This is a genomic window from Vibrio sp. Vb1729, from assembly GCF_033338655.1.
GTDB lineage: Bacteria > Pseudomonadota > Gammaproteobacteria > Enterobacterales > Vibrionaceae > Vibrio > Vibrio alginolyticus.
Window position 1 is genome coordinate 128,520 of sequence record NZ_JAWOTB010000022.1, and the last position, 21,934, is coordinate 150,453.

Below are 21,934 nucleotides of genomic sequence, written 5' to 3' on the forward strand. Positions count from 1 at the left end.
TGCCAAACAAGATGAAAAAACTATTAGTAATCGCACTCAATCTTGTCATTCTTGGTGGCGCAGCTTGGCTCGGCTATCAAAAGTTTGAGGAATACTTTAATAACCCATGGACACGAGATGGGCAAGTGCGTGCTAACGTCATCAAAGTGGCTCCTCGCGTATCAGGCCCAATTGTAAATGTCGCGGTGCAAGACAACCAAGAAGTAAAAACGGGGGATTTACTGTTTGAAATCGACCCTGCGACTTACCAGGTTGCGTTATCTCAAGCCGAAGTAGCACTGGAGCGCTCCATTGTTAGCTCTCGCGGTAAAAAAATCGAATATGACCGCTTAAAAGACATTCGTGCCAAAGACCGTGGCGCGGTTTCTCACAAGGATCTGATTCGTCGTGAAATCGCTTACGAAGAGTCGCTACTGCAAATCAAATCTGCAGAAGAGCAACTAAAATCAGCACGCCTTAATCTCAGCTTTACCAAAGTTTATGCGACCGTCGATGGTTTTGTATCTAACCTCGATATTAGAAACGGTACGCAAGCGGTCGCAAACCAACCACTGCTCGCACTGATCGACAAAAACAGCTTTTGGGTATTTGGTTTCTTCCGTGAAAACCAACTTGCGCAAATCGAACCTGGCAGCAAAGCGCGTGTCACTTTGATGTCTCACCCAGACACGCCAATTGACGCGACGGTTGACTCGATTGGTTGGGGTATTGCGCCCAAAGACGGCACGGTCGGCTACAACCTTCTTCCAAACGTAAACCCTGTTTTTCAGTGGATTCGCTTAGCACAACGTATTCCGGTGCGAATCTCCCTACAAGAACTTCCTGAAGATGTTGATCTTCGATTCGGGCTTTCTGCGTCCATCATGGTGATGAAAGAGTCATCCGCAGAAAGTGAACAATAACTAAGTGAGAAGAGCCATGGTCATTGGTAAAAACCTCAAAAATATTAATGAAGAAAACAACTTCTTCTATCTAACCTTAGCACTAGTGATTTTGTTGCTAGGGAGTGCGATGGCACAAGTCGTAGGTGAAGGGACGATTGAACACATACTTCAGGCTTTCACGGTTCTGACGTTTATCGTCTGTTTTGCGAGCCTTCGCTTTGACAAAACCTGGTCTCGTTTCCTCTACAGCCTGTTTGGTATTTGGGTTCTTGTGATTGTGATCAAGACCGTTTTCGACATCAGAGAGATGAATGTGGTGATGCTTGCCCTCACCTTTGCGTTCTTTTTCGGCACTTTTAAATCCATCGCAAGACAGATTCTTTTCACCGGCCATGTCAACAGCAACAAAGTCATTGGCTCGGTCGCGCTTTTCTTGCTGCTTGGTCTGATGTGGGCGATTGCCTACCTCATTCTGCTTGAGTTTTCGCCTGAAGCCTTTACCGGTATGGAAGCGATTTCTTGGGGGCAGAACTTCTCCAATGCAGCGTATTTCAGTTTCGTTACCTTAACCACGCTCGGTTATGGCGACATTAGTCCTCTAACACCACTGGCTCAAGTCGTGGTGTATTTAGAGGCCATCACAGGTGTTTTTTATATGGCGATTGTTGTTTCAAGTCTCGTCAGTTCTAACATTGATCATCAGGTAAACAAAAATGGATAAACAATCGGTAAAAATCGACAGTAAGATTTTCATCAGTAATATGGTGGAATCGGCAATACGCATTGGCTTGATCTTTGTCTTGCTGATGTTTACGTACGACATCATCAAACCCTTCATCCTTCCGGTTATTTGGGGCGCTATTATAGCCGTCGCTTTAATGCCGCTTACCCAAAAATTGCAGCGTGTATATGGTGGTCGTAGAGGCTTGGCAGCCACAACCATTGCTTTACTTGGTATTGCCCTCCTTGTCACGCCACTTGTTATGGTATCAGGCTCCATTGTGGATGGTGCAACGCACGCGCTTGAAGTACTACAAAATGGACAAGTGAAAATACCAGGGCCAAAACCTTCCGTAGCGGATTGGCCTATCGTGGGTGATAAGCTCTACGAAGTGTGGACCCTATTCGCTACTAATCTTGAACAAGCTATTCAAACCTTTATGCCACAAATAAAGGCAGGACTCACATCTTTACTGGGTACACTGGGGGGCGTATTGGGAAGTTTACTGCTTTCAATCTTGTCACTTGCGATTGCAGCAGGTTTCATGACGTACTCTGAATCTGCAGCATCAGGCTTAAGAACCATCGCGATTCGAACCGCTGGTGAAAACGCAAAAAGCTGGACCACGCTTATCGCTGCGACAATTAAAAGCGTACTGCTTGGCGTAGTCGGTGTAGCGGCGATTCAAGCACTGTTGATCGGTGCTGGTTTCTTCGTATTTGGCGTTCCGGCAGCAGGTTTACTCACACTGCTTCTAATGATTTTATGTATCGCTCAGCTCCCGGCGTTGCTCGCAGTGCTACCTGTGATTGGCTTCATGTACATGACCCAAGACACCTCAACAGCAACCATGTTTACTGTTTGGGTCGTAGTTGCGGCTCTTTCTGAAAACCTGTTCAAACCAATGTTAATGGGACGTGGCGTCGACGTGCCAATGCCTGTGATTCTGCTCGGTGCCATCGGTGGTATGCTTTTCTACGGCATCGTTGGTCTGTTCTTAGGTGCCGTTATCCTAGCAATTTGGTATGAGTTATTTGTTTGGTGGTTGAGCATTGAGAAAGCACAACAGCAAGAAGAAATGGCAGAACAACAAGACGCTTCTGATGACCAATCAGAACCTGGACACGGTGCTGGTATTTAATAAATCAATAAGTTAGAAAGAAATTTAATCTATAACTTATGATATCAAACCGCTGCATTTCAGCGGTTTGATTCTATTTGGATCACAGTTTCGTCGTAATAAATGCGATAAAAATGACGTTCTTGTTAAATTTTCATACTTATTACACTTGGGAGTTGCAATCGGGCAATGAACGATGCACTCTCGATGACCACTAATTTGCTTAGGATAAAAACAATGAAATTGATCAAGCCTTTAACTTGTGCGCTTGCTCTCGCAATGAGTGGCATGGCATTCGCAGATGTAACCGTGAGTGTTCCTGACAACGTTTCAGTATTAGCGGCTAACGGTGAAAAAGCAGATCTTTCGGGTGGTTTTTTCGCCTCTGAAAGAACACTGACGTTACCTGATGGCCTTAACCAAGTCGTATTTCGTTTCGCCCCTTACTTCAACCAAGGTAATGACCGTTTAAGTGTTGAAAGCGATGTTATCGTTACACGATTTGACGCGACCAATGCCGAACTCACTCTACAAATGCCAGAATACCGCAACCTACGTGATGCGGAAGAGAAGATCAAAGACTTAGATTGGAAACTGGTTGATGATTCTGGCAACGCAATCGCGGTTGACCAGGACAAGTTGCTCAAACCGGGTATGCAAATCGGTCGTGATTACGTGCGTGAAATCGAAGATTATAACCAAGCTGGCGGTGCAGCAGCCGTGGCTTTTGCTGGCGCAGCAACCATGCAGCCAGTCACGCTTCCTGCAAAGGTTCCTGCGGATATGAAGCAAGTGAGAGCAACTGCGGTTAAAGCGGATTCGACAGCTGAAGAGATGCTGCACTTCTGGTACCAAAAAGCAGACGCAGAAACCAAAGCTCGCTTTAAGAAATATGTTAATCAACAGTAAATCTGGTTAACTTTATCGATATTAAAAAAGCCACTTCACGTGGCTTTTTTGATCAAAAATTAGGAAGCTTGGACAACTTTAGTATTGGCGATCAAGTCATGCAACAATCGTCGCTCCGGATGAAAGAACAACAATGCCAAATTTACCAACGGGATCCCCGGAATGAGCATCTCCAGCAAGTAGCTAATAACAAGCCTTAACCCTGCTGTAACTTTCGTTGCCTTACTATCATTTTTCATTACAACTTTAATACCAATCATGCGCATACCAATGGTTTGCCCATGACTCAATGCATTCCAGTTGATCATTAAAACCATTGGTAAAGAAAGCAAGTAAAACGCCTGAGTTTCACGAACAAGCGTGAGGTTATCTGCTAAAGAGAGCTGAAAGTCGTTAAGAAAAGAGTTAATACTCAATGCGATGATTAACACGACCACCATCGCAAAGAGCAGGTCGATAAAACCAGCAATGATTCTCTGTTGCTTGCTCGCGATAAAAGCATACATGGACTTCAGTCACCTCAATGTAATTGGTTAAGCGAGAATGACTGAGTGTACAGACGCGCAATGGTGAGCGCAGTTTAGGTATTGCCAACATAATATTCAACTAAGAACATACTAAATCGCGGTCGTATCTCAAAAGTAATCATTACATCTTGAGCATAACCGTATCAATTTAACAAAACGCTACCAGTAACGTTCGTAAATGATATTTCCCCCGGTTTGATGGCGATACTTTTCCAAGCCTAGCTCTTGTAAGACGGGCACGGTATCTTTGATCATTTGTGGATTCCCACACATCATGACAAAGCTACGCTGAGCTGAGAATGGCGCATCAGCGGCGTTGGACAGTAAACCCGATTCGATGAGTTCAGGAATTCGGCCTTGTAATTTACCATCAACCACTTCCCTGCTGACTATCGGTATATACTTTAATCTGCCTTCATATCGTTGCTGAAGCTGTTCAATTAGGTATTTATAAACCAGATCTTTTTCGAAACGAACGGCATGAACCAGCACAATGCGCTCATTGTGAGGCGGTAAGTTTATATCATCCAGCAGCGATAAAAACGGTCCAATCCCCGTACCTGTAGATAGCAGCCACAGGTCATGAGCCTGTTTAGGAATAGAATCATGGATTAAATCGCCATGTGCGGTGGCACCGACATAAATGCTATCACCAGATTTAAGCTTTTGGAGCCGTGGAGAAAGTTGTCCTTGAGGGTCGGCTACTATTAGAAATTCCAACCAATCGAATTGCTCGCTTGGCGCATTAACCACAGAGTAAGCACGGCTGATCGGCTTACCTTCATCATCAAGCAAAGCAAGCTTGGTGAATTGGCCAGCTTTAAATGAAAGAGGCGCGCCAGATATTCTCAAACTGAACAGCTCACCTGTCCAATCAATGCGTTTCTCAACTCTTGCGAGGTTGAAACCTTTGAGTTCAATCATGAGACACCTCCTATCTGGTTACTCTTAGTTAAACTTACGCCTTCAACTCGATTATGTAAAGTTTCTAGTTTACATAATCAAACCACTATTTCATTTCACATTTTAAAAACAATTTTATTACATATTAAATGATTACATCTAGAATAAATGCTCAAAGTGATAAGTCGCGTCGCAATTTGTGGCAAAGCAGATGAAAAAGGAGCAATAAAAATGGACACACTGTTAAAGGACTTTCCCGTTATCACAGAGATAAAAGTCGCATGGGGTGAAATGGATGCTCTGCAACACGTTAATAACGTGGTCTATTTTCGCTACTTCGAGACCGCACGTTTAGATTACTTCAACAAAATTAACCTGCTGGTCGACCTGCAGACCTCGCAAATTGGACCAGTACTGAGCGAGACTCAATGCCGCTACAAATTGCCTGTTACTTACCCAGACACGCTATTAGTCGGTTCTCGCGTAATCGACATGCAAGAAGATCGCATCACGATGGAGTACCAAGTGCTGAGTAAGAAGTGGGGTAAAATTGCGACCATCGCGACCGCCACTGGTGTGATGTTTGATTTTAAGAACAACGTTAAAGCTGCGATTCCAGATCACGTTCGCCAGTCGATTTTAGACTTGGAAGGAACCGTGGGTAGTACGCATCATTTGGAGTAGCAATAAACGAGAGATTAAAGGCGAGGTTCCCGACAGCGCTTCTTCATCGCTATCGGGAATGATGCTGAGGTACCATTCCAACTTACGCAATAAGAAAACTAGCGTCATTCTAATGAGCCTAAGTGAATCATTCGAAACCTCGCTAAACGTAACAGCAGCGCGACTCTTCCAGCCTACGCGATAAGAAAAGCTGCGTCATTCTAGCGAGCCATAGCGAGACTAAAAATCTACTTACCGCTTGCTGCAGACCATAGTGCCATGAATAAACTCAATACAATCTGAGGGTAGATTCTGAATCACGCTCGTTCCTCGCTGTTCAGAATGACGGTTCGAGATTGGCTCTAACCCCTACAAAACCATCTAAAAAAGCGATTCCAGATAAACCTATGTGACCATCCGGAATCTCGCTTTAGACGCATCAGCAGAGCGATTCTTCCAGCCTACGCGATAAGAAAAGCTGCGTCATTCTAGCGAGACTAAGAATCTACTTGCCGCTTGCTGCAGACCATAGAACCATGAATAAACTCAATACAATCTGAAGGTAGATTCTGATTCACGCTCGTTCCTCGCAGTTCAGAATGACGGTTCGAGTTTGGCTCTGACCTCTACAAAACCATCTAAAAAAGCGATTCCAGATAAGCCTAAGTGACCATCCGGAAAATCGCTTTAGGCGTATCAGTGGAGCGACTCTTCCAGCCTACGCGACAAGAAAAGCTACGTCATTCTAGCGAGCCAAAGCGAGACTAAGAATCTACTTACCGCTGCTGCAGACCATAGAGCGGTTAGCAGAATGTCTCGATGTACAGCGCTTCCACCTTATCTCTGGCCCATTGCGTTTTACGCAGGAACTTCAGCGACGATTTGATTGAAGGATCTTTCTTGAAACAGTTCACACGAACGCGCTCATACATGCCATTCCAACCAAAGTGTTCAACTAGTCGGGTGACGATTTTCTCTAAACTCAACCCGTGAAGTGGGTTATTCGGCTGCTGTTGGCTCATGCTATTGATCCGGTAAAGTGAAGTTTCGCGCTAATCTAACTCAAACTCGCCGTGCAACCTAATGTTTTAACCTTGAATTGGCCTACGACTCTCCCCTATAGTAGCCCAAACTTCTTAAAAGCCCTTTTCATTATGAAAGCCCTCAACGACCTCAATATTTTTGTCGAAACCGCGCGCCAAGGCAGCTTTTCAAAAGCCGCTAACAGCATGGACATGACACCTGCCGCCATTAGCGCATCGATTAAGCGTCTTGAAGGGCAAATCGGTTTCCCACTGTTTGTGCGTTCCACCCGAAGCCTGCGTTTAACCTCAGAGGGCGAACTGTTTTTAGACAAAACCACGCAAGCGTTGGCAACATTGCAAGAGGGGTTGGATCAGATCTCAAGTGCGCGCGGGGAGTTGTCTGGTCAGCTGCACATTACTGCACCCTCCGATTTTGGTCGCAATATGTTGCTCGATTGGGTGGATGAGTTCATCGATCTCTACCCAAATGTTTCCATTAAACTAGAGCTGTCCGATAGCTTGACGGATATGTATACCAAGCCTGTCGATATTGCGATTCGCTACGGCGAACCGGCCGACTCCAATCTGGTCGTATTGGCATTGTGTGGGTCAAACGAACGGATATTATGTGCATCGCCAGAGTACGTAGCTACACATCCAGAACTCACCTCTCCTGCCGATTTAACGCAACACAATTGCTTGTGCTACATGGTCGCGGATTCGGTCTACAACAAATGGACGCTCACTCGTGGCAGCGAGAAAGAACAAATCGTGGTCAGCGGTAACTTGTTGAGCAACGATAGTGACTTGCCACACCGGTTAGCGATCAAAGGCAAAGGCATTGCGAATAAATCATTGATGGACATTAGCCGAGACTTAATCGAGGGAAGATTGGTACGAGTGTTACCAGAGTGGGATTGCGGCCCAGTGCCGCTCTACATGGTATGTGCCGATCGTCGATTATTGACGCCAACGATTCGGACTTTCCGCGACTTTATCCAACAAAAATGCTGCCAGCAACGCGCCAACGTGCTGGCAACCTTCTGTCATTAGGCGATAAATCGAAGAGGACGAATCTGGGTATATTCAACCCAATCATTCTCTTCCAATGTTTCAAGAAACGTCGCCATATGCGGGCTTTGCAAATGCTTATCCAAGGCCTCTTGCGATGCCCAGATTTCTTGGAACATAAATAGGCCATCAACTTTTTCGTCGAGATACAACTCGTATTGGCAACAGCCTTCTTCTTTGCGAGTTGGCTCTAGTAAACCAGAAAGCAAATTCGCCACCTGATCCTTACGGTCTGGATAGGCTTTCACTTCTGCGACTAAGTGGATCATCGTTTTATCACTCTTTTGCGATTTATATATTGATTACGGGGTTCTACGTCACCTGTAAGTAAGCTCGAATTAGATCTCGGTGAATACGGTTTCTGCGTCCCAGCGAGACTTTGGCGTTTTCGCGTTGAAGTCATCTTCCGCGTGGTAGCCAAGCGGCACGATCACAACGCTAGTGTAACCTTTTTCACGCAAGCCAAATTCTTCATCCAGCACTTTTGGCTCAAACCCTTCAATTGGCACTGCATCAATTTCTAACGTCGAAGCCCCCAACAGCAACGTACCCACGTTGAGGTAAACTTGTTTCTCCATCCAATGGTTCGCATCTTTCAGATCAAAACGGTGCATGTTCACAAAGTAGCTACGACCACCGCGTACAGCCGCTTTCGCTTCTTCAGTTGGGAATCGGCCATCTTTTTCTTCTTGCACCATTAGCGCTTCAATGTAGTCGTTATCAATGCCTGTTTTCGCACAAAACACCAATACGTGAGAAGCGTTGAGAATCTTCGCCGCGTTAAATGCGTAGTTCTCTTGCGCCGCTTTAGCGATGCGCTGTTTGCCTTCTTCTGTGCTTGCCAGAATGAAATGCCAAGGTTGAGAGTTCACACTCGATGGACTAAAACGAATCAGCTCTTTAACTGCATCGATTTTTTCTTGAGATAGCTTGCGCGTTGGGTCAAACACTTTCGTTGAGTAACGAGATTTTGCAGCTTGTACGATATCCATGAGGCTCTCCAATTAATGAGTTTAAGCTGAGTAACAGCATAACCTCATGAGATAAAGGGAAAAACCGATTTCGATTAAAAACATTTTCAAAATAAATTTGAAAATAAAACGATAAGAAAGGCTTTGAGCGTTCTCACTGAACTTCTTCATCTTTTCGGCAATAATGCATGTTTGCTCGCAACCAAACTCAACTCATGCTGCCTCAAGATAACGTTATTACATCCTTTCTGTGCAAAAAGCTCGGTCACAATCACCTTCGAATTGCCGGCGAATATTGGCACATTGAGAAGTTGGTGGCCTTGCAATGCATGATGTTGAAAGAAGCGCCTAACCTCCAAGAAGGGCTGCTTTGGTGGAGTAAAAGTGTCTCATTATTCGACCGCCGTTTGTACGTCACATTTCAACATGGTGATGCCCAAATCCATCTGCAAGTAGAATGCAGAACAGCCGATATGCCAAATTGGGCGGAGTCGGTGTTTGGCTTGCTCAAAATGCAGTTGGAGATGCTTGAGCTAAGCGAATCAATACAGGTACAAGTTCACGCCAACAATCCACTCACGGCCGATATTTTTCTAAAGGAAACGCGAGATTCTAAAACGAGTTCAAGCGTGTTTGAACTGGTGAAACATGTTTATTTGCTACTTTCTCACCAGCCAATTGAACAACCCGAATTGCTGAGTGTTTTGAACGCCTTGTTCATCAAAAACAGCAATTACGCGCTCAAGTTAGAGCAAGCGGCAAGGCAACTGGGCGTCTCCAAACGCACCTTGCAACGTCGACTGCAAGAGAAGCAAATGAGCTACTCTCAATGCGTTGATTTCGCTAAAAGAAAGCAAGCACTCACTTTGCTTGCCGACACCCAACTCACAACGCAGCAAATCGCCTATCAACTTGGTTATGAAGAACCTTCGAACTTTCACCGCACTTTTCGTCGTTGGTATCCGTTTTCACCCATGCAATATCGCCAGCAGTGCTTAGATAACCGCACTCATCTCAACAACCAACCCATCCGCTTGTACTACGCCAAAGCGAATACTTTAGCCGATAACGACATTGACCAACCCGTCGGTAAAATCTGGATGGAAGTGGATAATATTGCGTTTGAAAAAGTGGTCTCCGTTGAATGTCGAGACCGTGATGGCACGTGGCGTCGCTACCCAGCCTTCTTCGAGCGTTTTTTGAATAATGGCACCGAACTATGGGCGACAACAGAGCTTCCTGTCGCACATCCACTGACCTTTAGACTGTGTTATGAAGTCGATGGTGAGCGCTACATTGATAACAACCACCAGCGTGATTACGTGGTCTCCAAGGGGCTTTTAATTGGCGCAACGGAATACATTGTCCCGACAAAACAACTTATCCAACTCGGTACACAGTACACCTTGTTTGTGGAACTCGCATGTAGATTAAAAGACGTGGCGAAGATCGATTGCTACGTGGGTGATGCGCCAGCTCCGCACACAATGAGCCAAACTCAGAATGCAGAAGATTACACATGCTGGGCGCTACAACTTCCCCTCACCCAAACGGCTAAACAGTGTCGATTTCGACTCTATGATCATTCTGGTAATGAGTTAGCCAAAGACCATTACCCGATTCAATACCCAATTATGCAACCACTCAGTTAAATATGTAGCACAGTTCAAATTCAGCACTTCGTGACATCATTCCACGTCTTTTTTGGCGTGAGATGACACTCTCAATTTCAAACCTTTGCTTTATCGTTTCTGCATTGCTGCATAACGGAGGCAAAAACTGTGTTTGAAACTCTACCTAACCCAATGAATAAAATAAAAATACTTCCTTTAGCGATCGCTCTTGCTCTTTCTGGCTGTGGAAGCGACGAAACCACACCAGTCGATACAGGCAGCCACGTGGCATCTCCTGATTGGCAAGATCAAATCATTTACTTCCTGATGATCGACCGTTTTAACGACGGCGACAGCGCTCTTAATGATCAAGGGCAAAACGAATTCGATCCGACTTCGGATAAAAAATTTAGCGGCGGCGACCTCGTTGGTGTGAGTGATAAGTTAAGCTACATCGAAGATCTCGGTGCCACATCGATCTGGATTACTCCGCCAGTGGCAAACCAATGGTGGGATGCAGAACAAAACTACGGCGGCTACCACGGGTACTGGGCGCGCGATTTCCAAAAAGTGGATGAGCACTTTGGTGACATGGAAAGCTACCAAGCGTTAGCACGCGAAGTGCATGCGCGTAACATGTTCTTAATTCAGGACATCGTGACCAACCATGTAGGCAACTTCTTCACCTACGATGATCCTTACAGTTATGATCCAAGCCTACCTTGCCAAGGCTTCCGTTTGATTAAAAATACACTACCCGCCGGGCAAGAACTGCCGTACCCACTCAACATGAACGAGTGTAAAACAGACGGCACAGGCAGCTACCACTGGACACCAACCATCACCGACCACAACGATCCGGTACAAGAAAAAACCTGGCAGCTCTCTGATTTGGATGACCTTAATACGTCCGATCCTGAAGTACGCGCTTATCTAAAAGAGAGCTACCGAAAATGGATTCGCGAAGTCGGCGTCGACGGATTCCGTATCGATACGGTGAAGTTTGTTGAGCACGATTTCTGGAACGACTTCCTGCACGCCGACGATGGTGTGATGACTCAAGCGGTTGATACCGGTCGCGATAACTTCCTGACCTTTGGTGAAGTATTCGAAACATCTACGCCTTACCACACCGAAGGCGAAGAGAAGATGCTGACTTACATCGGTGAAAGTGGCTCGCCGAAACAGCTAACCTCGGAACTGAACTTCCCATTGCAAGCGACCATGACGCGCGTATTTGCATCAGGGCAACCGACCGACTATTTACGTTTCCGTCTTGAGAAAATGATGGACATGTTCCCAAATCCATACATCATGCCGAACTTCATTGATAACCACGATATGCCACGTTTTCTATCGCAAGGCAGTGTCAACGATATGAAGCAAGCTCTGATCACAATGATGGCGGTACCGGGCATCCCTGTGATTTACCAAGGTACAGAGCAAGCGATGTCAGCGGCGCGTGATGCGATGTTCGCCGGAGGGTACCGTGAAGATGGCAACTACGTAGACTCATTCGACCAAAACAGCGAGATGTACTTGTTCATCCAAGAGCTTGCTAAGTTACGTACCGAAAACAAAGTCATGACACGCGGCGAAATGAAAGTCATTGGCAGCGATAAAGCTGGTGCAGGTGTGTTCGCCTTTACCCGCACTTTGGATAACGACGAAGTCTTAGTGGTAATGAACACATCTAACTCCCCAATGTTGATGAACCAACTCGATGTAGAGCAAGCGGGCGGCACCGTCTTCCAACAACAAATCATGTCGAATTGGGCGGACGCTCCAGAGCAGTTAATCGCCGATGAAAACGGTCACGTAACCCTTGAGTTGCCAGCCAAATCAGCAGTGATTTACTCAAAAACAAGCAGCAATCAATCTGTAGATACCCCAGACCTCAACATCCAACTAGCGCAGGATTGGGAAGGACAAACCATCACTGGTGATATTGTTATCGCGGGTAGTGCGAACGCCAACGAGAAGTTGAACCTCGTCGTCGATGGTAACTTGGAAACAGCGCAAACCATTACTGTAGGTGCTGATGGTCAGTTTAGTGTCACGCTGTCGACTCGTCATTTTGCGATTGGCGAGCAACAGCACCGCTTCGCGATTTATTCCACCGAGAAAAAAGCAGGCATCGAGGACGTGAATTTTGTCTCCAACCTAAGCTGGTCAAACACGCCGGACGACACCATTGATGACGCAGGCGATGCGCAAGATGGCATGGGCGGTCCTAACGGTAACTACTCGCTACCAACGGATCCAACGTTCGATAAAGATAACAGCCAACTCGCAATCAACAAAGCTGAGGTATTTACCGTCGGCAGTAACGTGCGCTTGACCTTCACTATGGACAAGATCACCGATACTTGGTTGCCACCAAACGGCTTTGACCACGTTGGTTTCACCATCTTCATTGATTTACCGGAAGAAGCGGCAACCAACCTAACGGAACTGCCTAAGATCAACGCTTCTATGCCAAGCGGAACATGGAGTCGCAATGCCGTGGTCTTCGGCTGGCAAAGTTCGATTTACAACACTCAAGGCGCAAACGCGACAACATGGGGTGAAGCGGTGACACCAGCACCAATGGTCACGGTAGACAAAGCCAACAACACCATTTCGATGGACTTTGCTAGCGATGCACTAGGCCGCCCAGATTCGCTCGATGGTATCCGCTTCTATGTCACGACTTGGGACTTAGACGGTCTTTCAGCAACTTACCGTCCGCTAGAGCAAGACAAAGGCCCTTGGAACTTCTCCGGTGGCGCATCGGATGAAAGTAAGATTTGGGACGATTTACCAATCATCACCTTGTCGGAATAAACCGTTAAATAAGACACCGCCCAGCGTTATAGCAGGGCGGTCATCAACAAAAGAATGCAGAAAGACACTTCTGCTCGTTTTTATTCTAGTTAAAGAACGATTTCACCCACAGCACCAGACTGTCCCAAAGCTGACCGAACCACGAGCCCTCTTCTACCGCTTGGCTGCTGACCAAGGGATAACTCGCCACGGTACTGTCATCGCTTTTCCAAACGACCTTACCAATCTCATCCCCTTGCGCTATCGGTGCAATCAATGGTTCATTTAACACCACACTCTTATCAAGCCCAGCCGTCATTGAACGAGGCAGAGTGAGATAGGCATCTTTAGCGAAGATCGCCTCAACTTGATTGGCATTACCCTTCCAAACGCGAACTTTAGACTCAACTTGGCCCTGCTTAGCAACTTGCTTGGTGTCATAAAAACGAAAACCATAGCTGAGTAGATTCTTCGATTGGCTGATCCGAGCCTGTTTACTTGGCGTGCCCATCACCACCGAGATAAGGCGCATTCTTCCTTCTTTGGCCGAGCTCACCAAGCTGTATCCGGCATTGCTGGTGTAGCCGGTTTTGCCCCCGTCGACATCAATGGAATTGTCCCACAACAACTTATTGCGGTTGTACTGCGTAATGTCGTTCCACTTGAAGACTTTCTCGCTGTATAGCGCATACACATCGGGAACATCGCTGATGATCGACTGCATGAGTTTTGCCATATCGGTTGGTGAGGTTTGGATGCCATCACTATCAAGACCATGGGAGTTCACAAAATAGGTGTCTTGCAGTCCTAATTTCTCCGCCCAACCGTTCATCAAGGCGACAAAGCCGCGTTCACTGCCTGCAACGTGCTCAGCCAGTGCAACGCATGCGTCATTTCCTGATTGGATGATCACGCCGCGCATTAAGTTCGCAACGCTAATTTCATCTTTCGGTTTGATGAACATTTTAGAAGAACCGGGAAACTTGGCCGACCACGCGTTTTCACTCACGGTGACCACATCATCCCATTTCAAACGCCCCGCTTTGATTTCTTGTCCAACTACATAAGCGGTCATCAACTTGGTTAAACTCGCCGGAGCAAGGCCTGCTCGCCCGTTATGCTCGGCAATAATGGCACCGGATTGAAAGTCCATTAATACGTAGCCTTTTGCCTGTAACTGAGGTGGGTTGGGCGTAACAACGGCAAAAGTAGGTACGCTTATTAAACAAGTCACAATTGTCCATCGAGCCAGTGACACTTTCATCCGACTTCCTCCATGCTCTTACTTTGTCGCAACTCTATTGAGCATAGCTCACTCAACCAGTTGCACCAGTCGCTAATCGTTTCATTTTCTTGAACTTACATTGATTTGACCAAGGTATAGAACTGAAGAGGCAATTGGGAAATAGCATTGGTTCTTCGCGCCATTCGCAGTAAAGTAGCGCTACCCCTCAATAAGGAAATAAAGATAACAATGAACGCTCAATCATTTATCGACGCAGGATTGCATTACACTCCCCACAGTTTTACCGTTCCTCTGGATTACCAAGACGCAAGCAAAGGCACCATTGAAGTCTTCGCCCGTGCGGTTTGCCTAGTTGGCGATGAAGAATCGACCAAACCTTGGTTGGTTTACTTTCAGGGCGGGCCTGGCTTTCCTTCTCCACGTCAAAACGGCAATAACGGCTGGGTAAAACGCGCCCTGCAAGAGTACCGAGTTTTACTTCTCGACCAGCGCGGTACGGGCAACAGCAGCGTAATTAATCACCAGACGCTTGCTCACCTCACGCCAGAGCAACAAGCAGACTACTTGAGCCACTTCCGAGCGGATAACATCGTGCGCGACGCGGAATACATTCGTGAGCAATTTGGCGTCGAAAAATGGGCGATCTTAGGTCAAAGCTTTGGTGGTTTTTGCTCCCTCACCTATTTGTCTTTGTTCCCAGACAGCTTGCTACAAAGCTACATCACAGGTGGCGTGCCATCAGTCTCGCGTCATGCCGACGATGTGTATGAAGCCACTTTCAAACGCACCATGGAGAAAAACCAAGCGTTCTTCCAACAATTTCCCAATGCACAGCAACTTTGCCAAAACATTGCGAATCACTTGCTAGAAAATGAAGAGTACCTACCAAATGGTCAACGCTTCACGGTGGAACAATTTCAACAAATCGGCATCAACTTTGGTGTGAGTGATACTTTCTTACCAACTTACTATTGGCTAGAAAGCGCGTTGATTGAAGTGAACGGCAAACCACAACTTCGTTATGAGTTCTTAAACGATATGTTGGCGCAGCAAAACTTCCAAACCAACCCGATCTACGCCATTTTACATGAATCGATTTACTGCCAAAGCTTCGCGTCGAATTGGAGTGCGCACCGCGTTCGCCAAACCCGATCAGAGTTTAATTATGAATCTGGCAAGCCATTTTACTTCACGGGGGAAATGGTCTTCCCATGGATGTTCGACCAATACGTTAACCTCAAGCCACTAAAAGACACCGCAGAAATATTGGCAGCGAAAGAAGATTGGACTGCGCTGTACGATCAAACACAACTGGCTCAGAACAAAGTGCCTGTCAGTTGCGCCGTTTACGCCGATGATATGTTTGTTGAAATGGATATCAGCCGAGAGACGCTCGCGTTAATACCAAACTCAAAAGCGTGGATCACCAATGAGTATGAGCACAACGGTTTACGTGCCGACGGTGAACGTATTCTCGACAGGCTCATAGCCATGGGCAAACAGACCGCAGCTACGTTGAAATAAGCACGGCAGACGTTAGAAAAACGCCTTTTCAGTATGTGGTGAAAAGGCGTTTGTTTTATAGCGGTTTATGAACAATGGCGATCAGTCATTCACTCTTTGTCCCTAAACCTTTATCCCTCACCACCTCATGTATAAAACTGCGACATGTCCTTTCCTTGTCAATGACTCCGGTGATTACTTGGTGCTTCTTGCGCCTAACTTTTTTGAAGGGCCCAAAACAGCATAAATTTAAACCAAAAGTATCGGCTCCAACCTACCTAACCCACTATAATTAATGCTTATAATTTGAACACATAGCGGCTTCACCTGCGGACATGCTCCCCCTATCAAAGACCGCCAGGCCCCGCCTACTCATAATATCCGTATAATTTGTCCGTATTTCCGACTAGTTTAGTCAGGTATACTTCGTGCCGCTAAAATTTTAAGGTCGTTGACCACCTGTATTTTTAAAGGAAACCTCATGAGTCAGTATGTAGTTTGTGCGCTGTACAAGTTTGTTGAGCTGAATAACTATCAAGAGCTACGCGAGCCATTACTTGCGTTGATGGAAAAACACCATATTCGCGGAACATTACTACTGGCAAGTGAAGGTATCAACGGTACTGTTGCATCTGATCGTGCAGGTATTGATACGCTACTGGAGTGGCTAAACAACGAACCTCGTTTGACTGGCACCGTATACAAAGAGTCGTATTCTGAGACCCAGCCATTCAATCGCACCAAAGTGAAACTGAAAAAAGAGATCGTAACATTAGGTGTTGAAGGTATAGACCCTCGCCACGTAGTGGGTACTTACGTGAAACCTCAAGAGTGGAACGATCTTATTGCTGATCCTGAAGTGTTTGTTGTCGATACACGTAATGATTACGAAATCGAGATCGGGACATTCAAAGGCGCTGTAAACCCAAATACTGAAACCTTTCGTGAATTCCCAGACTATGTAAAAGAAAACATGGACCCGGCAAAACACAAGAAAGTTGCGATGTTCTGTACCGGTGGTATCCGCTGCGAAAAATCAACGGCTTACATGAAAGAACAGGGCTTTGATGAGGTCTACCACCTAGAAGGCGGCATTCTTAAATATCTTGAAGAAGTTCCTCAAGAAGAGAGCATGTGGGAAGGCGATTGTTACGTATTTGACGGGCGTGTTGCAGTGAACCACCAGCTAGAAAAAGCAGATTACGATTTATGTAACGCTTGTCGTCTACCGATCACTGAAGAAGACAAACAGTCAGAATTGTTCGAGCAAGGCGTGAGCTGTCCAAAATGTCACGGCACACACTCAGAAGAACAAATTGCTCGATTCCGCGAGCGTGAAAAACAAATTGTTCTTGCAGAGCAGCGAGGCGAGCAGCATGTTGGTGGTGAAAGTGCCAAGCAAAGAGAAGCCCGACGTGCCGCTAAGTACGCGCAAAAAGAAGCGCAGCGTAAACAAGACTAAGCCTAACTCTCCTTATATTTAGCGAGCTGCCGTAAGGTGGCTCGCTTTTACTGCGCACCAATACTCTTTCAATACAATTTTGTATCCCTCACCAATACCTCTAGTTGATTGTCTCTTTTGCCTTCGGGTAGCCCCACCATTTCATCATAAGCACTTTGATGCACTAGAACCTGCTTATTTGCTTTGATATTCCTGCACTTCTTTTGCATCTCGATCAGGGAATGAGCCCTCAAAAAGATACCGTTGTCATCAGTGATAAATTGCGCTTCTCCATCAATCACAACAGATGCCTGATACAATGCGAGATCAAGCGAATGAATGACCAACTTGTCCACATAGAAGTATTTTTGTAACTTACTCAATGCTATTGCCATGTGTCACCTCCCTAAAAGTTATCTCTACGTTTTGTGGAATAAAACCGATCATTGGATGAGATTTCTTCGGTTTACTTGCGTACAACATCGGAAACAAAGAGGATTCCGATGCAAACAATCAATGTCGTGTGGTTAAAGCGAGATTTAAGGCTGACTGACCATCAACCACTAACTCAAGCATTATCAACAAAGCACCCAACTGTGCTTTTGTATATTGTTGAACCATTGCTATTGAACAACCCACACTATTCTGAGCGCCACTGGCGATTTGTTTGGCAATCACTGCAAGACATGGATGAAACGCTCAAAGCGTATGGGCATCGAATCACGGTGCTGTTTGACGATGCCTTAGCATGTTTCCAATCAATTCAAGCGCAATATCAAATCAACGCTGTTTTTTCTCACCAAGAAATAGGACTCAACTGCACCTTTGAACGAGACCGACAAGTTGCCGCTTGGCTGTATGAGCAGAACATCGACTGGTTTGAATTCGAACACGGTGCTGTAATCAGAGGTGCAATAGACCGGCAAGGTTGGGACAAACATTGGGACTCTGTCATGAGAGCCTCAATAAGCCCTATTGAGCTCCAAACCGACTCATTGCATTCATTGGATGCAGAAGCTCTCGGCTGTTCGTTTTCGCCACCATCATCCTGGCTATCAAAATGCAAAGGAATGCAAACGGGAGGAAGCCGGCTCGCTTGGAAAACACTAGAGGACTTTTTCCATCGTCGAGGTCGTGATTACTATCGAAGCATTTCTAGTCCCACAGCCTCACGCACAGCCTGTACTCGACTTTCTCCATATCTCGCTTGGGGTAACATATCCTTGCGTGAAGTGTATCAATACCTTTTGAAACACTGGCAAGTCGCTGGGTTTCGTCGCAGCTTAATTGCATTGTCTTCACGGCTTCATTGGCACTGTCACTTCATCCAAAAATTCGAATCGGAATACGACATGGAGTTTTACTGCGTTAATCGGGCTTACGAACCATTGATTAAACAAAGTAGTACTTTCGATGAAGAAAAGTTAGCAGCATGGAAATCCGGGCATACTGGCGTACCTTTGATTGATGCCTGCATGCGCTGTTTGCACCACACTGGTTACATTAACTTTCGCATGCGTGCCATGCTGGTTAGCTTTCTTACTCACCACATGAACATGGATTGGCGAGTAGGTGTAACGCATTTAGCGCAACTGTTTCTCGACTTTGAGCCTGGAATTCATTACCCACAATTCCAAATGCAAGCAGGAGTAACCGGGACTAACACAATCCGTATTTATAATCCGATCAAGCAAGCCCAAGAACATGATCCTAACGGTACGTTCATCTACAAGTGGGTACCTGAGTTACAAATGGTTCCTCCCCCTCTTTTATTCGAGCCCTGGACAATGACCCAGATGGAAGCTGTCATGTATCAATTGCAGCCAGATAGCCGTTACCTTGCACCTATTATCGCACCAGACAATGCAGCTAAGGCAGCAAGAGAGCGCTTATGGACGTGGCGGAAACGAGCTGATGTGAAACAAGAAGGCAGACGAATTCTTGCGCGACATGTTAGACCCTCAAAAGAAAGTAGGACGCGATGATCATCTTTCAATCACGATGCGTACAAATGCAAACACACTCCAGGGAACCCGTTGTACCCTCAACTAGTAAGGAACACATTATGTTCAAACGTATCTTAGTTATCGCGGCGACACTGATGGTGACGTTATCTTTTATGCTTCCCGTCAAGGCTCATGAGCATGGCATGATGAAAGCCGATATTGTCGACGTTGCCGCTGAAAACGGCTCTTTCAATACGCTTGTTGCTGCGGTAAAAGCAGCGGGCTTGGTTGACACTCTCAAAGGGGAAGGCCCATTTACTGTTTTTGCACCAACGGATGACGCTTTTGCAAAACTGCCAGACGGCACAGTCGACATGCTCTTAATGCCGGAAAACAAAGACAAGTTAGTATCTGTTTTGACTTATCACGTCGTCCCAGGGAAAGTGATGGCTGCCGATGTTGTTAAGCTAGACAAAGCGACTACGGTTCAGGGGCAAGATGTGATGATTAAAACCATGGGCGATAAAGTCATGGTTAACGATGCAAATGTCATTGCAACCGATGTGAAAGCTAAAAACGGTGTCATTCACGTGATTGATACTGTCATCATGCCGAAATAACACCATTCAAAGGGCGGTACACTCCGCCCTTTAGACAGAACTTCTTCCACCCTTAGCACGATTCCTCTCCACTTATCCCCAACAAACCCCCACTCATTCACGATGACTATAAAAAAGATAAAAACAAAATTAAAATCAATACCTTGCAAGACAACACTGCACAATATTGACGAGGTTAAGATATCGTTATCTTTCAATTTGAGAACAGGATTCCATGTCAGTGACGTTTACTTTTCCACATGTAAATTCTTAAGCTAAATTTTGGCTGCTCAATCACATTTCGGCAAACCATTCGAAAGGGTGGGACGCAAAGCTTCCGGTCTGTCAGCATTTAAAAATCTAAAAGAATGCTCATGATAGCGGGGTTACCATGACTCAGTGTTACAGAAGTCCAATTTCTGTAGCGTTGCTTTATGCTCAGCATGCGCCGGGGTGTGACATTAGTTTGTCAGTCATAACAGAGGACATGTGATGAAATCATTTCCAACCAAATCCGTACTCGCGTTAGCACTTGCAAGCATTAGCTCAGGTGCTGCGGCTCACGGTTATGTATCAGAAACCAATGGTGGTGTCGCTGCAAGTCGCTCGGCACTATGTAAGTATCCATCGCCAGATACTAACGAAAAAAATAATAACTGCGGTGCGATTCAATATGAACCGCAAAGCGTTGAAGGCCCTGATGGCTTTCCCGAAACAGGGCCTCGCGATGGTAAAATAGCGAGTGCCGAAACCGCTTTAGCAGCTGCCCTTGATGAGCAAACTGCCGACCGTTGGGTAAAACGCCCTATTCAAGCAGGTACACAAACTTTTGAATGGACATTTACCGCTAACCACGTGACGCGCGACTGGAAATATTACATCACCAAGCCTGATTGGAACCCAAACGCTTCACTATCACGAGACTCTTTTGATCTAACTCCTTTCTGTGTCGTCGACGGCAATATGGTTCAACCCCCGAAACAGGTAAGCCATCAATGTAATGTGCCTACTCGCGAGGGATACCATGTCATCCTGGCAGTATGGGATGTTGGCGACACTGCAGCCTCATTTTATAACGTGATCGATGTGAAATTTGATGGTGGCAGTCCCGTTATTCCAGATTGGAAGCAAGGCGGTCAAATTATTCCTACAATGGATTTAAATATTGGGGATTCGGTTTATACACGCGTATTTGATCAAGCAGGTGAAAACGTGGCGTATAGAACTGAACTAGAAATTACCGATGCAGCAATGGGCCAAGCGAAAAACTGGTCTTACGCACTCGCGACTAAGCTAAACCAAGAACAAGCAAAACTGCAAGCCGGGCAGTATGCAGAGGATAAATTCACTCCTGTTTATGGTACTAATCCGGTGTATCTGCAAGCAAATAGCGGCCTTGAGCGAGTAGAGATCGGCTATAACATTGAAACTCCTGTTCCAGAATACTCACTCACAGTAGATGGCTTAGCAGACGAGTATATCATTGAGTCAACACCGACAACGTTGGATCTGACACTAACTGCTGAAGGCGATTTAAATGCAGAACTCACCGTTTACAATCACCATCGCGAACCACTTGCAAGTTGGGCAAACGAAATGAAAGACGGCTCGGTAGAGGCGATATCGCTCGCTTTAAGTAAATCGGAGCCGGGTCACCATATGCTCGTAACACGTATTAAGGATAAAGATGGCAACTTGGTGGATCAGCAAACACTCGACTTTCACTTAAAAGAAGAGTCAGTTACTCCACCACCATCTGATGAGTACGATTTTGTCTTCCCTGAAGGACTATCTAGCTACACGGCGGGCACAAAAGTGCTTGCCAGCGACGGGGGCATTTATCAATGTAAACCTTTCCCATACTCTGGTTACTGTATGCAGTGGAAAGAAAGCGCAAACCATTACGAGCCTGGAATAGGTTCACACTGGGAGATGGCTTGGGATAAAGTCAACTAAATCACCCTTTGAACGTTATGCAAAAGAGTCT

At 46.0% G+C, this 21,934-nt stretch carries 20 protein-coding genes and 1 riboswitch; of the genes, 13 read left to right on the forward strand and 7 right to left on the reverse strand.

Translation table 11 applies throughout. The features are described from left to right. The first annotated feature begins 11 nt into the window (after positions 1-11). The 4 genes from R7E29_RS11890 (at position 12) to R7E29_RS11905 (ending at position 3,634) form a co-directional block, all read left to right on the forward strand. Positions 12-902 carry an HlyD family secretion protein gene (locus R7E29_RS11890; RefSeq protein ID WP_054576589.1) on the forward strand — a complete coding sequence of 297 codons (891 nt, stop codon included), beginning with the start codon at positions 12-14 and terminating at the stop codon, positions 900-902. Between the two features lie 16 nt (positions 903-918). Further along, positions 919-1,605, forward strand: coding sequence for a potassium channel family protein (locus tag R7E29_RS11895; RefSeq protein ID WP_005374942.1), 687 nt, complete (start codon positions 919-921; stop codon positions 1,603-1,605). Beyond that, positions 1,598-2,746: an AI-2E family transporter gene (locus R7E29_RS11900; protein WP_054576588.1), complete on the forward strand. Its 1,149-nt coding sequence runs from the start codon at positions 1,598-1,600 to the stop codon at positions 2,744-2,746. The genes R7E29_RS11895 and R7E29_RS11900 overlap by 8 nt, the downstream gene beginning before the upstream one ends. 216 nt (positions 2,747-2,962) lie before the next feature. Beyond that, entirely contained in the window at positions 2,963-3,634 is a 672-nt protein-coding gene (locus tag R7E29_RS11905; protein WP_017634411.1) for a DUF2057 domain-containing protein, read from the forward strand. A gap of 59 nt (positions 3,635-3,693) precedes the next feature. Here R7E29_RS11905 and R7E29_RS11910 read toward each other — a convergent pair whose 3' ends face one another. Further along, complete coding sequence (locus R7E29_RS11910; protein WP_054576587.1) at positions 3,694-4,140, reverse strand: RDD family protein; 447 nt, start codon at positions 4,138-4,140, stop codon at positions 3,694-3,696. A 180-nt stretch (positions 4,141-4,320) separates the two neighbouring features. Next, the gene (locus tag R7E29_RS11915) at positions 4,321-5,085 is read right to left on the reverse strand and encodes a ferredoxin--NADP reductase (protein WP_005374935.1); all 765 of its coding nucleotides are present in this window, start codon (positions 5,083-5,085) and stop codon (positions 4,321-4,323) included. 210 nt (positions 5,086-5,295) lie between these two features. On the opposite strand from R7E29_RS11915, the gene R7E29_RS11920 reads away from it, so the two are divergent. Then, positions 5,296-5,748, forward strand: a complete 453-nt coding sequence (locus R7E29_RS11920; RefSeq protein ID WP_005374933.1) for an acyl-CoA thioesterase — start codon at positions 5,296-5,298, stop codon at positions 5,746-5,748. A 782-nt stretch (positions 5,749-6,530) separates the two neighbouring features. On the opposite strand, the gene R7E29_RS11925 is transcribed toward R7E29_RS11920, so the two are convergent. Then, entirely contained in the window at positions 6,531-6,749 is a 219-nt protein-coding gene (locus tag R7E29_RS11925) for a VF530 family DNA-binding protein (RefSeq protein WP_005374929.1), read from the reverse strand. A 132-nt stretch (positions 6,750-6,881) separates the two neighbouring features. On the opposite strand from R7E29_RS11925, the gene R7E29_RS11930 reads away from it, so the two are divergent. After that, positions 6,882-7,805 (forward strand): LysR family transcriptional regulator, encoded by a 924-nt coding sequence (locus tag R7E29_RS11930; protein WP_025768616.1) that lies wholly within the window; start codon positions 6,882-6,884, stop codon positions 7,803-7,805. Here the strand turns inward: R7E29_RS11930 and R7E29_RS11935 are convergent. Both R7E29_RS11935 and R7E29_RS11940 read right to left on the reverse strand, forming a co-directional pair. After that, complete coding sequence (locus tag R7E29_RS11935) at positions 7,802-8,092, reverse strand: putative quinol monooxygenase (protein ID WP_054576585.1); 291 nt, start codon at positions 8,090-8,092, stop codon at positions 7,802-7,804. The genes R7E29_RS11930 and R7E29_RS11935 overlap by 4 nt on opposite strands. A gap of 69 nt (positions 8,093-8,161) precedes the next feature. After that, on the reverse strand, positions 8,162-8,815 hold the full coding sequence (locus R7E29_RS11940; protein WP_054576584.1) for an oxygen-insensitive NAD(P)H-dependent nitroreductase NfsB: 654 nt from the start codon (positions 8,813-8,815) through the stop codon (positions 8,162-8,164). Positions 8,816-8,982: 167 nt separating this feature from the next. Here R7E29_RS11940 and R7E29_RS11945 point away from each other — a divergent pair, with 167 nt between their 5' ends. After that, on the forward strand, positions 8,983-10,446 hold the full coding sequence (locus R7E29_RS11945) for a helix-turn-helix transcriptional regulator (RefSeq protein WP_193837785.1): 1,464 nt from the start codon (positions 8,983-8,985) through the stop codon (positions 10,444-10,446). Positions 10,447-10,575: 129 nt separating this feature from the next. Next, entirely contained in the window at positions 10,576-13,233 is a 2,658-nt protein-coding gene (locus tag R7E29_RS11950; protein WP_054576583.1) for an alpha-amylase family glycosyl hydrolase, read from the forward strand. Between the two features lie 85 nt (positions 13,234-13,318). On the opposite strand, the gene R7E29_RS11955 is transcribed toward R7E29_RS11950, so the two are convergent. Beyond that, entirely contained in the window at positions 13,319-14,476 is a 1,158-nt protein-coding gene (locus tag R7E29_RS11955; RefSeq protein WP_021484077.1) for a D-alanyl-D-alanine carboxypeptidase family protein, read from the reverse strand. 210 nt (positions 14,477-14,686) lie between these two features. Here R7E29_RS11955 and R7E29_RS11960 point away from each other — a divergent pair, with 210 nt between their 5' ends. Both R7E29_RS11960 and R7E29_RS11965 read left to right on the forward strand, forming a co-directional pair. Then, a complete protein-coding gene (locus R7E29_RS11960; protein WP_054576582.1) occupies positions 14,687-15,982 on the forward strand; it encodes an alpha/beta fold hydrolase in 1,296 nt (431 codons plus the stop codon). Positions 15,983-16,442: 460 nt separating this feature from the next. Next, on the forward strand, positions 16,443-17,423 hold the full coding sequence (locus R7E29_RS11965) for a rhodanese-related sulfurtransferase (RefSeq protein ID WP_017634441.1): 981 nt from the start codon (positions 16,443-16,445) through the stop codon (positions 17,421-17,423). A gap of 68 nt (positions 17,424-17,491) precedes the next feature. Here R7E29_RS11965 and R7E29_RS11970 read toward each other — a convergent pair whose 3' ends face one another. After that, positions 17,492-17,797: a DUF6482 family protein gene (locus R7E29_RS11970; RefSeq protein WP_017634442.1), complete on the reverse strand. Its 306-nt coding sequence runs from the start codon at positions 17,795-17,797 to the stop codon at positions 17,492-17,494. A 108-nt stretch (positions 17,798-17,905) separates the two neighbouring features. On the opposite strand from R7E29_RS11970, the gene R7E29_RS11975 reads away from it, so the two are divergent. The 3 genes from R7E29_RS11975 to gbpA all read left to right on the forward strand — a co-directional run bounded on the left by R7E29_RS11975 (position 17,906) and on the right by gbpA (position 21,903). Continuing rightward, positions 17,906-19,387: a cryptochrome/deoxyribodipyrimidine photo-lyase family protein gene (locus R7E29_RS11975; RefSeq protein WP_054576581.1), complete on the forward strand. Its 1,482-nt coding sequence runs from the start codon at positions 17,906-17,908 to the stop codon at positions 19,385-19,387. Between the two features lie 80 nt (positions 19,388-19,467). Continuing rightward, positions 19,468-19,968: a fasciclin domain-containing protein gene (locus R7E29_RS11980; RefSeq protein WP_186585072.1), complete on the forward strand. Its 501-nt coding sequence runs from the start codon at positions 19,468-19,470 to the stop codon at positions 19,966-19,968. 272 nt (positions 19,969-20,240) lie between these two features. Continuing rightward, positions 20,241-20,341, forward strand: a riboswitch (cyclic di-GMP riboswitch). Positions 20,342-20,439: 98 nt separating this feature from the next. Then, positions 20,440-21,903 (forward strand): N-acetylglucosamine-binding protein GbpA, encoded by a 1,464-nt coding sequence (gene gbpA, locus R7E29_RS11985; protein ID WP_017634444.1) that lies wholly within the window; start codon positions 20,440-20,442, stop codon positions 21,901-21,903. The last annotated feature ends 31 nt before the right edge of the window (positions 21,904-21,934 follow it).